This window comes from Buttiauxella izardii, assembly GCF_003601925.1.
In the GTDB taxonomy this organism is placed as follows: domain Bacteria; phylum Pseudomonadota; class Gammaproteobacteria; order Enterobacterales; family Enterobacteriaceae; genus Buttiauxella; species Buttiauxella izardii.
This window is the reverse complement of sequence record NZ_QZWH01000003.1, coordinates 126,663-138,708: the sequence shown is the minus strand read 5'-3', so window position 1 is coordinate 138,708 and position 12,046 is coordinate 126,663. Positions and strand designations below refer to the sequence as shown.

10 protein-coding genes and 1 riboswitch are annotated in these 12,046 nt (G+C 52.0%); of the genes, 5 read left to right on the top strand and 5 right to left on the bottom strand.

What is annotated here, in order from left to right:
- The first annotated feature begins 51 nt into the window (after positions 1-51).
- Genes D6029_RS01750 through hldE form a run of 3 tightly spaced genes read left to right on the top strand, consistent with a single transcriptional unit; the run spans position 52 to position 5,701 of the window.
- Positions 52-1,350, top strand: a complete 1,299-nt coding sequence (locus tag D6029_RS01750; RefSeq protein ID WP_120063109.1) for a CYTH domain-containing protein — start codon at positions 52-54, stop codon at positions 1,348-1,350.
- A gap of 18 nt (positions 1,351-1,368) precedes the next feature.
- Positions 1,369-4,218, top strand: a complete 2,850-nt coding sequence (gene glnE / locus D6029_RS01745; protein WP_120063149.1) for a bifunctional [glutamate--ammonia ligase]-adenylyl-L-tyrosine phosphorylase/[glutamate--ammonia-ligase] adenylyltransferase — start codon at positions 1,369-1,371, stop codon at positions 4,216-4,218.
- Positions 4,219-4,273: 55 nt separating this feature from the next.
- Entirely contained in the window at positions 4,274-5,701 is a 1,428-nt protein-coding gene (gene hldE, locus D6029_RS01740; protein WP_120063108.1) for a bifunctional D-glycero-beta-D-manno-heptose-7-phosphate kinase/D-glycero-beta-D-manno-heptose 1-phosphate adenylyltransferase HldE, read from the top strand.
- A gap of 52 nt (positions 5,702-5,753) precedes the next feature.
- Here the strand turns inward: hldE and D6029_RS01735 are convergent, their stop codons facing one another.
- Positions 5,754-6,659 carry a prohibitin family protein gene (locus D6029_RS01735; RefSeq protein ID WP_120063107.1) on the bottom strand — a complete coding sequence of 302 codons (906 nt, stop codon included), beginning with the start codon at positions 6,657-6,659 and terminating at the stop codon, positions 5,754-5,756.
- 329 nt (positions 6,660-6,988) lie between these two features.
- The gene (gene ubiK, locus D6029_RS01730) at positions 6,989-7,276 is read right to left on the bottom strand and encodes a ubiquinone biosynthesis accessory factor UbiK (RefSeq protein WP_120063106.1); all 288 of its coding nucleotides are present in this window, start codon (positions 7,274-7,276) and stop codon (positions 6,989-6,991) included.
- A 134-nt stretch (positions 7,277-7,410) separates the two neighbouring features.
- A riboswitch (FMN riboswitch) is annotated at positions 7,411-7,558 on the top strand.
- A gap of 98 nt (positions 7,559-7,656) precedes the next feature.
- On the opposite strand from ubiK, the gene ribB reads away from it, so the two are divergent.
- Positions 7,657-8,310: a 3,4-dihydroxy-2-butanone-4-phosphate synthase gene (gene ribB, locus D6029_RS01725; RefSeq protein ID WP_120063105.1), complete on the top strand. Its 654-nt coding sequence runs from the start codon at positions 7,657-7,659 to the stop codon at positions 8,308-8,310.
- 36 nt (positions 8,311-8,346) lie between these two features.
- Here ribB and zupT read toward each other — a convergent pair whose 3' ends face one another.
- Positions 8,347-9,114 carry a zinc transporter ZupT gene (gene zupT / locus D6029_RS01720; RefSeq protein ID WP_120063104.1) on the bottom strand — a complete coding sequence of 256 codons (768 nt, stop codon included), beginning with the start codon at positions 9,112-9,114 and terminating at the stop codon, positions 8,347-8,349.
- A 198-nt stretch (positions 9,115-9,312) separates the two neighbouring features.
- Here zupT and ygiD point away from each other — a divergent pair, with 198 nt between their 5' ends.
- On the top strand, positions 9,313-10,101 hold the full coding sequence (ygiD, locus tag D6029_RS01715; protein WP_120063103.1) for a 4,5-DOPA-extradiol-dioxygenase: 789 nt from the start codon (positions 9,313-9,315) through the stop codon (positions 10,099-10,101).
- Between the two features lie 96 nt (positions 10,102-10,197).
- On the opposite strand, the gene D6029_RS01710 is transcribed toward ygiD, so the two are convergent.
- Both D6029_RS01710 and D6029_RS01705 read right to left on the bottom strand, forming a co-directional pair.
- Complete coding sequence (locus D6029_RS01710) at positions 10,198-11,358, bottom strand: glutathionylspermidine synthase family protein (RefSeq protein WP_120063102.1); 1,161 nt, start codon at positions 11,356-11,358, stop codon at positions 10,198-10,200.
- Positions 11,359-11,364: 6 nt separating this feature from the next.
- On the bottom strand, positions 11,365-12,039 hold the full coding sequence (locus tag D6029_RS01705) for a DUF1190 family protein (protein WP_120063101.1): 675 nt from the start codon (positions 12,037-12,039) through the stop codon (positions 11,365-11,367).
- Between the last annotated feature and the right edge of the window lie 7 nt (positions 12,040-12,046).

Here is a 12,046-nt window from a genome sequence, read left to right as displayed (position 1 = left end):
TAAGTTCGTCAGGCATTAGCCCGATGTGACACAACTAAAAGTAAAAAGACGATGACCCAAGAAATCGAACTCAAATTTATTGTTAATCCGGTTGAGCTGGATTCTCTTCGTAACACCTTAAATGCGCTTGAAAGCCAGCACAGCGAACCTCGCCAGTTGCTCAACATCTATTATGAAACCGCTGACAACCTGCTGCGCCGTCATGATATGGGGTTGCGCATTCGTGGCGATAACGGTCGCTATGAAATGACGATGAAAATCGCTGGCCGTGTGACCGGCGGGCTGCATCAGCGCCCGGAATATAATGTTGAGCTGAAATCAGCTGAACTGGCGCTTGCGCAGTTCCCGGCTGAAATCTGGCCTGAAGGGGTTTCTCCAGAAGCATTACAACCGCAGCTTAACCCGCTGTTCAGCACTGATTTTGCTCGTGAAAAATGGGTGGTGACGCATGGTAAAAGCCGTATTGAAGTCGCCCTGGATTTAGGTGAAGTGAAAGCGGGTGAACTGGCTGAGCCTCTGTGCGAGCTGGAAATTGAGCTGCTCGAAGGTGAAACGGCAGACGTTCTGAGTTTCGCTAAGCAACTCGTTGCGCAGCCAGGCTTGCGTCAGGGTAACTTGAGCAAAGCTGCGCGCGGTTATCATCTTGCGCAGGGCAATGCGGATAGAGAAATCAAGCCGTTAACGGTTCTGCGTGTTGCGCCAAAAGCCACGGTTGAACAAGGGCTGGAAGGCTCGATGGAACTGGTTCTTTCACACTGGCAGTACCACGAAGAACTGTGGTTGCGTGGCAACGGCAAAGCGAAAGCGCAGGTTCTGGAAGCGGTTGGCCTTGTGCGCCATGCGCTGGCACTGTTCGGCGGCATTATCCCGCGCAAAGCGAGCACGCAACTGCGTGAGCTGGCAGCCCAATATGAAACCATGCTGGCATCCGATCTCAAAGCCCCTGAACTGGCGTTCAGTGCGCAAAGCAGCCAGGCCAAACTTGCGTTGACCGAATGGCTGGTAGGGCGTCAGTGGCAGAAATTCACCGATGAAAAAGCCAACGTCAAACTGGCGGGTTCATTTAAGCGTTTCGCAGATACCCATCTTTCGCGCCACGCCGCAGAACTGAAAGAAACTTTCCAGCGTCCGCTGGGCGATAGCTATGCTGACCAACTGCCGCGTCTGGCGCGTGAAACCGGCTCTATCCGCCTGCTGGCAGGCGTTTATGAAGATGCCAAAACGCAACCTTGGCTGGAAAACTGGCAGGGCCTGCGTCACGCCATTGCTACTCGCCAACAGGTAGAAATCGAACATTATCGTAATGAAGCTATTTCGCAGGCTCCATTCTGGCTGCATAGCGGTAAATAACTAAGGGATACGACCATGATGTCGCAAGCGCCTCTTTTACAACAGCATTTGCAGGCGGCGCTGGCGCGTCTGCCACAAGAGATTGACCGCCAGGCGCTAAGCCACGAGGCTCAGGCAGTGTTGGCGTTTAGTGATTTTGTTTGTGACAGCATGGCGGCTCATCCCGCATGGATAGCGGAGCTTGAACAATCACCTCCGCTGGCCGATGAATGGCAGCACTATGCCACCTGGCTGCAAGAAGCATTGCAGGGCGTAGACAGCGAGCCTGCGTTAATGACCGCGCTGCGCCGGTTCCGCCGCCGCATGATGGTGAGAATTGCCTGGGCACAAGCGCTGCAACAAGTCCCGACGGAAAGCTCGCTTAAGCAACTGAGTGTATTAGCGGAAACGCTGATTATTGCTGCTCGCGACTGGCTTTACGCCGCCTGTTGCCGCGAATTTGGTACGCCGTGTAACCCGGCTGGCGTTGCTCAACCGTTGATGATTCTCGGAATGGGCAAGCTGGGCGGTGGCGAGCTGAATTTCTCCTCTGATATAGACCTGATTTTTGCCTGGCCTGAAAACGGCTCTACGCAAGGTGGGAGGCGCGAACTCGATAACGCGCAATTCTTTACCCGCCTCGGCCAACGCCTGATAAAAGTCCTCGACCAACCCACGCAAGATGGCTTTGTTTATCGCGTCGATATGCGTCTGCGTCCGTTTGGCGACAGCGGCCCGCTGGTGCTCAGTTATGCCGCACTTGAAGATTATTATCAGGAGCAAGGCCGCGACTGGGAACGCTACGCGATGGTCAAAGCCCGAATCATGGGCGATAACGACGACGTCTGGAGCCAGGAGCTGCGCAATATGCTGCGGCCTTTTATCTTCCGTCGCTACATTGATTTCAGTGTGATCCAGTCGCTGCGTAACATGAAAGGGATGATTGCCCGGGAAGTGCGCCGCCGGGGGCTGACGGACAACATTAAACTCGGCGCGGGCGGTATTCGCGAAACGGAATTTATCGTCCAGGTCTTCCAGCTGATTCGCGGTGGGCGCGAACCCTCGTTGCAGTCTCGCTCGTTACTCCCAACGCTTGAAGCTATCCAACATTTGCATCTCTTGCCGGAAGGCAATGCGGCTCATTTGAAAGAGGCTTATCTTTATCTGCGCCGCCTCGAAAACCTGCTGCAAAGTATCAATGATGAACAGACTCAAACGCTGCCAGGCGATGAGTTAAACCGCGCACGTCTGGCGTGGGGCATGAAGGCGCAGACCTGGGATAAGCTGCAAGAAACACTGCAACAGCATATGAGCGCCGTGCGCCAGGTCTTTAACGAGCTTATTGGCGACGACGAGCCGGAACCGGGTGAAGACAAACTTGCCGAAGCGTGGCGCGAATTGTGGCAGGACGCGCTGGATGCAGACGCCAACACGCCCGTTCTGGAGCATTTAACGCCGCAAGCGCGTGCCGAAGTGTTACGCCTGGTGAGCGATTTCCGCCAGGATACCGACAAACGCACCATTGGCCCGCGCGGCCGCCAGGTGCTGGATCAACTGATGCCGCGCCTGCTGTGCGAAGCCTGTTCGCGCAACGATGCGCCGTTGCCGTTATCACGCCTGACGCCGCTGCTGCTCGGTATCGTGACGCGAACCACCTATCTTGAGCTGCTGACGGAATATCCCGGTGCGCTAAAACACCTGATCACGCTGTGCGCCGCCTCGCCGATGATTGCCAGTCAGTTAGCGCGTTACCCTTTATTGCTCGACGAACTGCTCGACCCGAATACGCTTTACCAGCCAACGGCTACCGACGCTTATCGTGATGAGCTACGCCAGTATTTGCTACGCGTGCCGGATGATGATGAAGAACAACAGCTCGAAGCCTTGCGCCAGTTCAAACAGGCGCAGTTGCTGCGCGTCGCTGCTGCCGATATCACCGGAACATTGCCGGTGATGAAAGTCAGTGACCATCTGACCTGGCTTGCCGAAGCGATGATTGATGCCGTAGTGCAACAAGCGTGGGTGCAAATGGTGGGGCGTTACGGCCAGCCAAAACATCTACAAAACCGTGAAGGGCGCGGGTTTGCGGTTGTCGGTTACGGAAAGCTGGGGGGGTGGGAATTGGGCTACAGTTCCGATCTGGACCTGGTTTTCCTGCATGATTGCCCGTCGGATGTGATGACCGATGGCGAGCGTGAAATTGACGGTCGCCAGTTCTATTTGCGCCTTGCACAACGCGTAATGCATCTGTTCAGCACGCGAACTTCATCGGGCATTTTGTATGAAGTGGATGCGCGTTTGCGCCCGTCGGGGGCGGCAGGCATGTTAGTGACTACCGCCGAAGCATTCGCCGATTACCAACAAAATGAAGCCTGGACCTGGGAACATCAGGCCCTGGTGCGAGCGCGTATTGTTTATGGCGATCCGCTGCTGAAACAGGAATTTGATGCCATTCGCCGTAAAATTCTTTGTCTGCCGCGCGATGGTGAAAAACTCCAGATCGAAGTGCGGGAAATGCGTGAAAAAATGCGCGCACACCTGGGCGGGAAAAACCGCGAGCGCTTTGATATTAAAGCCGATGAAGGTGGAATTACCGATATCGAATTTATCACGCAGTATCTGGTTTTACGTTATGCGGTGCAGGCCCCAAAACTGACACGCTGGTCTGACAATGTGCGCATTCTGGAATTAATGGCGCAAAACGACATCATGAGTGATGACGAAGCGAAAGCGCTGACGCATGCTTATGTCACATTACGCGATGAACTCCATCACCTGGCGTTGCAGGAACTGACAGGAAATGTGGCTATGGATTCGTTCACTCAGGAGCGCGAACAGGTCCTGAGAAGCTGGCACAAGTGGCTCAGCGAGCCACACACATGCGCATAAGATTAATTGTGATATTATCCGCGACAAAATTTTATCCCTCTCTGGAGAGTCAGGAATGAAAGTAACGCTGCCCGAATACAGCCGTGCAGGCGTCATGGTAGTTGGTGATGTGATGCTGGATCGCTACTGGTATGGCCCTACAAGCCGCATTTCCCCGGAAGCTCCGGTGCCGGTCGTGAAAGTCGATACCATTGAAGAACGTCCTGGTGGCGCGGCTAACGTGGCGATGAACATTGCTTCGCTGGGCGCAAATTCCCGCCTGGTGGGCCTGACGGGCATTGACGATGCCGCGCGTGCGCTCAGCCAAACGCTGGCTGGCGTGAACGTTAAGTGCGATTTCGTATCAGTACCGACTCATCCGACAATCACCAAACTGCGTGTACTTTCCCGCAACCAGCAATTGATCCGCCTCGACTTTGAAGAAGGTTTTGAAGGTGTTGATCCAGAGCCATTGCATGAACGCATTAGCCAGGCGCTGCCGCATATCGGCGCGTTGGTGCTTTCTGATTACGCAAAAGGCGCTTTAGCCAGCGTACAGCATATGATTAGCCTTGCCCGCGCGGCCAAAGTGCCAGTGCTGATTGACCCGAAAGGGACCGACTTCAACCGTTATCGCGGTGCGACACTGCTGACGCCAAACCTTTCTGAATTTGAAGCGGTGGTGGGCAAGTGTAAGAACGATGAAGAGCTGGTGGAACGCGGTATGCAGCTGATTGCTGAATACGATCTTTCAGCGTTGCTGATCACGCGTTCTGAACACGGCATGACGCTATTGCAGCCGGGTATCAAACCATTCCATCTGCCAACTCAGGCACAAGAAGTTTACGATGTGACCGGTGCTGGTGACACGGTAATTGGCGTGCTGGCGGCAACGCTTGCAGCGGGTAATACCCTGGAAGAAGCGTGCTACTTTGCCAATGCTGCGGCAGGCGTGGTTGTCGGTAAATTGGGGACTTCTACAGTCTCCCCGATTGAGCTGGAGAACGCGGTACGTGGCCGTGCTGATTCTGGTTTTGGCGTGATGACCGAAGCTGAGCTGAAAGTCGCCGTGGCTGCCGCCCGTAAGCGCGGTGAGAAAGTCGTAATGACCAACGGCGTGTTCGACATCCTTCACGCAGGCCATGTTTCTTATCTGGCAAACGCGCGCAAACTTGGCGACCGCCTGATTGTTGCAGTCAACAGCGACGCGTCCACCAAACGCCTGAAAGGCGAAACTCGCCCGGTGAACCCGCAGGATCAACGTATGATCGTGTTAGGTGCGCTGGAAGCGGTGGACTGGGTGGTGTTGTTTGAAGAAGACACGCCGCAGCGCTTAATTGGCGAAGTGTTGCCTGATTTGCTGGTGAAAGGCGGCGATTACAAACCGGATGATATTGCCGGGAGTAAAGAAGTCTGGGCCAACGGCGGTGAAGTGATGGTGCTGAACTTTGAAGATGGTTGCTCGACCACCAACATTATTAAGAAGATTCAGGACAACAGTTAACTAAAAAGCCAGCCCGGCATTGAGCACGGGCTGGCTTTTTTGAACGTTAATTTTACTGGCTTGATTTACCTGGCGTGGTGTCAATAAACGGTATTGTACCCGTGGGCAGCATGGTGGTAGGTAATACACCGTTCCAGCGTTCTGCTTTGGTGAGTTCAATCAAATTTTGATTACTGGCGAGTGCTTCGGCACGAGCTTTAATAGCTTCCGCTTCTGCCTGTCCACGTAAACGAGTTGCCTCCGCTTCGGCTTTTGCGTTGGCTAACTGAGCGTCTGCTTCAGCCTGAGCTTGAGTGACTCGAATCTGAGCTTGAACTTGTTCGGTCGCTAATTCTTGTTCCCTTGTTTTGACTTGTACTTCAGCCGTCATTCTGGCTTCTACTGCTTTTTCATAAGCATCACTGAAATCTATATTTTCCACCTGAACGCTATCAATAATAATAGGACCAATAACGTTTTTCTTAATGGCGTTGGAAATATCATTAACCAATTGCAAACGGTGCTGCACCGCGTCAACCGCGGTATAACCCCCAAAGACATTCTCAACCTGAGTAGGAACCTGGCGGCTAATCAGACGATCATTGAGAGATGAGACATTCTGATACTGGCTATAGACTTTCGTGACATCCGATGGTGGAACATGCCATGAAACGGAAACTTTAAGTGTCGCAGATTGCTGGTCTTTACTGTATGCCTGTAAGGAATCATAAACAGTGACCTGGCTTTGAACAGAAATAATTTTTACGCTTTCAATAAAGGGAATTTTGAAAGAGAGGCCCGGTTCAATGGCTTCAATCACTGCGCCGTTACGTAATAAAACACCGCGTTCTGTTTCATCAATGGTGTACCAGGAGCCTAATAGCGCACCTAAAATAACGATGCCAGCAAGCGAGCCAGCTATTATTTTTGTTTTTGAATTATTTTCATTTTGAAAATTGGGAATGAGTTCTTTTATCATTTTTACTTCCGCTGTGAAATGTTTGAATGTTGTATTCTGTAATGTTTTATTTTTCTGGCGAACTTAATGACTGACATGATTTTTAAAATGTATAAGAAATAAAATGCCAAATCAATTGGTAATATTGTTGGGTGTTTTTGATGCTTTTATTATTGTTTTGTTAAAACAATAAGTTGCTCTTTATTCGAATTAGAATGTGTAATGTTTCGGATATTTCTAAGGTGAAGGGAATATAAACCGATTTATATGTTTTTAGCAGTGAAATGATGAGAGTAATAAAAATTAATTATGTAATTACTCTCCTGCGGGCAGGAGAGTAATGTGATTCATTATTCTGACAGGTCGGCTGGCGGAGTCACTTCCGGTTTTGCCTGAACGCTACGGCTTTCAAGCTCGGTCATACGCTGTTCCAGCAACGCCAGTTTTTCGCGAGTACGCAGCAGCACTTGTGTCTGCACATCAAATTCTTCACGGCTCACCAGATCCAGACGGGTTAATTGCGATTGCAAAACCTGACGAACTTTCTTCTCAACATCATCCCCAAATTCACGAATCCCTTTCGGCATTGACTCGTGAACCTGGCGAGCGATCTGTTCAATTTTTTTCGGGTCAATCATAGCGGCTTCCATAATTTTACGGGGTTGTCTTACGCGATTAACACTAATTGTAATGCCTGTGAGGCTGCTTAGAAACCCGAAATGTTCTAAGGTTTGGCGTTGCCAGAGAAAATCATCGGCGTTATAGTAAGTCTGCTTATTCTCAGGGCGGGGTGTAACTCCCCACCGGCGGTAAATCAGCGAACGCTGAAAGCCCGCGAGCGCTCCAGAGCAATCTGGAGGTCAGCAGATCCGGTGTAATTCCGGAGCCGACGGTTATAGTCCGGATGGGAGAGAGTAACGACCAAGCTCAAGCTTTAGTTAGCCTGCTCACGTTATTTTTTTAGCTCCTAAGACTGCCCTGATTCTGGTAACCATAATTTTAATGAGGTTTTTTTACCATGAATCAGACGCTCCTTTCTGCATTTGGCACTCCTGCACAGCGCGTAGAACATGCTCTTGAAGCACTACGTGAAGGTCGTGGGGTTATGGTTCTTGACGATGAAGATCGCGAGAACGAAGGCGACATGATTTTCCCTGCGGAAACCATGACCGTTGAGCAAATGGCTCTGACCATTCGCCACGGTAGCGGTATTGTTTGCCTGTGCCTGACTGAAGAACGCCGTAAACAACTCGAATTGCCAATGATGGTTGAGAACAACACCAGCGCCTATGGCACCGGGTTTACTGTCACTATCGAAGCTGCAAGCGGTGTAACGACCGGTGTTTCTGCCGCAGACCGCATTACTACCGTGCGTGCCGCGATTGCTGATGGCGCAAAACCAAGCGACCTGAACCGTCCGGGGCATGTGTTCCCGCTGCGTGCTCAGCCAGGTGGTGTGTTAACTCGCGGTGGCCACACTGAAGCGACTATCGATTTGGTTACGCTTGCTGGTTTCAAACCCGCTGGTGTGTTGTGCGAACTGACCAACGATGACGGCACCATGGCTCGTGCGCCAGAGTGTATTACCTTTGCCCGCGAGCACAATATGGCAGTCGTTACGATTGAAGACCTGGTGGAATACCGTCAGGTTCACGAACGCAAAGCCAGCTAAGAGATAAAAAGCCCGGTTTTTACACCGGGCTTTCTTTTATCCAATTCCGTTGGTTTGCAGTAACGTCAGACTAAATCCCATCACCGCCATACCGCAAAGCACACCGTAACTCGGGTTATTATGCGGGTCGATTTCTTTAGCTAGCGGCATCAGCTCATCCACCGACAGCGCTACCATAATTCCTGCCACCGCGGCCATAATCGCAGCCATAACCACTGGCGAAACCATCGTGCCGAGAATCAGCCACGCCAGCACGCCACCCAGAATTTCGGCAAGTCCAGAAATGCCGGCCCAGAAAATCGCTTTGCGTTTCGAACCCGTCGCTGCGTAGACCGGGCCTGCAACGGCCAGGCCTTCTGGAATGTTGTGCAACGCGACGGCAAGTGCGATACCCATTCCCAATTCCAGATTGCTACTGGCTGTCACGTAGGTCGCCACACCTTCCGGGAAGTTGTGCAAACTAATGCCGAGCGTTAGTAGCAACGCGGTGCGTCGCAGGTTGCGTGGCTGCGGTTTGCTGTCCATTAAATCTTGCGGATGTGCATGGGGCAGGGCGCGGTCGAGTGCGAAATAGCCCAACAAGCCGACCATAAACATTCCGTAGCCCAATACTGGCGACATTCCTTCGGTATGAAGTGCCGCAGGCAGCATCTCCATCAGCGAGATAAGCAGCATAATGCCCGCTGCAAAACCGAGGGAAAATGCCAGCACACGGTTAGATGGCTTCTGGCCGAGTACGCCAAGCAAGGCACCAATAAAAGTGGCTCCCCCTGCTAACAGGGTCAGAATCAAGGGTACTGACATTCATTGCTCCTTTTGATAATGATTCTCATTTATATTAATGGGCGATGGGATAAAAATCGATAGCCAGGTGAGAGGCTTTACACATCGCTTACATTCAAATTTCCTGAAGATCTTCATCATGCTTATCTGAGTTCTTCATAACGTAAAAGCGCGTACTGTGGTGTTCATAAATTGAATGACCAGATAAAGGACACCACCATGACAACCCAACGAATGCCTGCGCTGTTCCTCGGACACGGTAGCCCAATGAACGTGCTGGAAGATAATCAATATACCCAAGCCTGGCGCCATTTGGGAGAGACGTTACCGCGTCCGAAAGCCATTGTGGTGGTATCTGCGCACTGGTTCACTAAAGGCACTGGCGTCACGGCAATGGAAACACCAAAAACCATCCATGACTTCGGTGGTTTCCCACAGGCCCTTTACGATACGCATTATCCCGCGCCGGGTTCCCCTGAACTTGCGCAACAGTTAGTTGATTTGCTGGCACCGGTTCCGGTGATGCAAGACAAAGAAGCCTGGGGTTTTGACCACGGCTCCTGGGGCGTTCTGATAAAGATGTATCCGAATGCCGATATTCCAATGGTGCAACTCAGTATTGATAGTACCAAACCGGCAGCGTGGCATTTCGAGATAGGTCGCAAACTGGCGACGTTGCGCGACCAGGGCATCATGCTGATTGCCAGTGGCAACGTGGTTCACAACCTGCGAACGGCGCGCTGGCACGGAGAAAACACGCCATATCCGTGGGCAGAATCATTTAACCAGTATGTAAAAGATCATCTTACCTGGCAGGGGCCAACCGCTGAGCACCCGCTGGTGAATTATCTCGAACACGAAGGTGGATCGTTATCCAACCCAACGGCGGATCACTACCTGCCTTTGCTCTATGTTTTGGGCGCGTGGGATGGTAAAGAACCGATAACTCTACCAACGGACGGGATAGAAATGGGATCGCTGAGTATGCTTTCGGTGCAGATAGGTTAGTTTATATTTCTCCTCTCTCTCAGGGAGAGGTCAGGGTGAGGGTTGTTTTAGACACGCCCTCATCCCAACCTTCTCCCCCAGGAGAAGGGAAAGCAATTACTCTACAAACACATGCGGATAGAAGCGTGACAGATCCTGCGTGATTAAATCGCGATCTTCACGAATGCCGATCCCCGCTGGTTGATCGTTGATCAGCCAGCTTCCGATCAGCACGTAGCTGTCGCCAAATTTAGGTAACTGATAGAACTGCTGGACGATCATCCCTTCTTCGCCGTACGGGCCATCGACACGAGCAATCTCTTCGCCGTTTTCGATTATCTTCACGTTCGCACCTTCGCGAGAGAAGATTGGCTTCACCACATACTTTTCCATTTCCGGGAAATCATCTTCGGCGAAATAAGCAGGCAGCAAGTTTGGATGATTTGGGAACATTTCCCACAGCATCGGCAGCAACGCTTTGTTGGAGATAATGCTCTTCCAGGCGGGTTCCAGCCAGCGCACGCCAGCATCTTCAAGCTTGGTAGAGAACATTTCACGCAGCATGAATTCCCACGGATAGAGCTTGAACAGGTTGCTGATCACCTGATCCTGTAAATCGGTGAACTGGCCTCTTTCGCCAAGACCGATATCTTCCATGTAGACAAACTCGCTCGCCACTTCGGCTTCGGCTGCACAATCTTGCAGATACTGAACCGTGCCGCGATCTTCTACGGTGTCCTGGCAGCAAGCGAAATGCACCAGATTGAAACCGTGCTGCTGTTTCAATTCGGCAAAACGCTCGATGAGCTTTTCTTGCAGGCTGTTGAATTGATCGCTTCCGGCAGGCAAATTCCCGGCCTGAACTTGATCTTCAAGCCAGATCCACTGGAAGAATGCCGCTTCATATAACGAGGTTGGCGTATCGGCGTTATTTTCCAGAAGCTTAGGTTCACCCACACCATCCCACGCGATGTCCAGGCGGGAATAGAGCGACGGCTGCTGTGAACGCCATGACTGGCGCACAAATTCCCAGGTGTGTTTCGGGATGCGGAATTTAGCCAGCAGCTCATCGCTGCTCACCACTTTTTCCACCACCTTCAGGCACATCTGGTGCAGTTCAGCCGTCACTTCTTCCAGGCGTTCAACCTGGGGAAGCGTCAGCTGGTAATAAGCGTCTTCACACCAGTACGGCTCGCCATACATGGTGTGAAAGTTGAAACCGTATTCTGTGGCTTTCTCGCGCCAGTCCGGGCGCTCTGTAATCGCAATTCTTTCCATAATTTCTTAGCCACCCATGGAGCGAGAAGAACCTGTTGCGCTGTTGCTACGCTGCATTGTCGATTGCTTAGCGACGGAGTCACCGAAACCACCGCGAGTCACCGTGCTGGTGGTCGCAGGTTTTGGCGCCATCGCGGTTTTCGGGACGGTTGCGGTACGGCCTGGTGTTGCTGCGCCATAGCTCTTACCGCTGGCATCGGCGTATTTGCCATATGCCGGGCTGGCTGGGTTTTTGGAGGTGAACAGCGGCTGCTGCGCAAAGCCTGCACCGCCGCCCATCAGGCGACCCATCATGTAACCTGCCATCAACGGCATCCAGAAACTGCCGCTTTGCTGCGGTTGTGCCTGAGCTTGCTCACCCGCCATGCTGGCTTGAGCTGGAGCCTGCTGACATTGGCCTTCGCCGAACTCAGCAATACACTCTTCGCGCGAGGCATATTTAGGAGCAGTGCGTTCTGCTTCTTTCACCGCGTTATTAAAGGCCGTCGTACATTCGGCACTTTTGCCTGGGTTTGCCTGTGAGCAGTCATCCGCGTTTTGATACATGGAGACGGTTTCGTCATTTTGTTCGCAACCGGCAAGCATAAACACCGCGGTAACGGCCAGTGCGACCGGCGTTAAATGGCGGGCGTTCCAGCTTTTGCGGAACGATGCGTGATTTATGATTTTTGTCCGTTTCATTGTTCTG

Bases quoted from the DNA above. Each gene is read 5' to 3' on its own strand.
- D6029_RS01710 (WP_120063102.1), bottom strand. From the start codon at position 11,358: ATGGAAAGAATTGCGATTACAGAGCGCCCGGACTGGCGCGAGAAAGCC.
- D6029_RS01705 (WP_120063101.1), bottom strand. From the start codon at position 12,039: ATGAAACGGACAAAAATCATAAATCACGCATCGTTCCGCAAAAGCTGG.
- glnE (WP_120063149.1), top strand. From the start codon at position 1,369: ATGTCGCAAGCGCCTCTTTTACAACAGCATTTGCAGGCGGCGCTGGCG.
- zupT (WP_120063104.1), bottom strand. From the start codon at position 9,114: ATGTCAGTACCCTTGATTCTGACCCTGTTAGCAGGGGGAGCCACTTTT.
- D6029_RS01735 (WP_120063107.1), bottom strand. From the start codon at position 6,659: ATGATAAAAGAACTCATTCCCAATTTTCAAAATGAAAATAATTCAAAA.
- D6029_RS01750 (WP_120063109.1), top strand. From the start codon at position 52: ATGACCCAAGAAATCGAACTCAAATTTATTGTTAATCCGGTTGAGCTG.
- ubiK (WP_120063106.1), bottom strand. From the start codon at position 7,276: ATGATTGACCCGAAAAAAATTGAACAGATCGCTCGCCAGGTTCACGAG.
- ygiD (WP_120063103.1), top strand. From the start codon at position 9,313: ATGACAACCCAACGAATGCCTGCGCTGTTCCTCGGACACGGTAGCCCA.
- ribB (WP_120063105.1), top strand. From the start codon at position 7,657: ATGAATCAGACGCTCCTTTCTGCATTTGGCACTCCTGCACAGCGCGTA.
- hldE (WP_120063108.1), top strand. From the start codon at position 4,274: ATGAAAGTAACGCTGCCCGAATACAGCCGTGCAGGCGTCATGGTAGTT.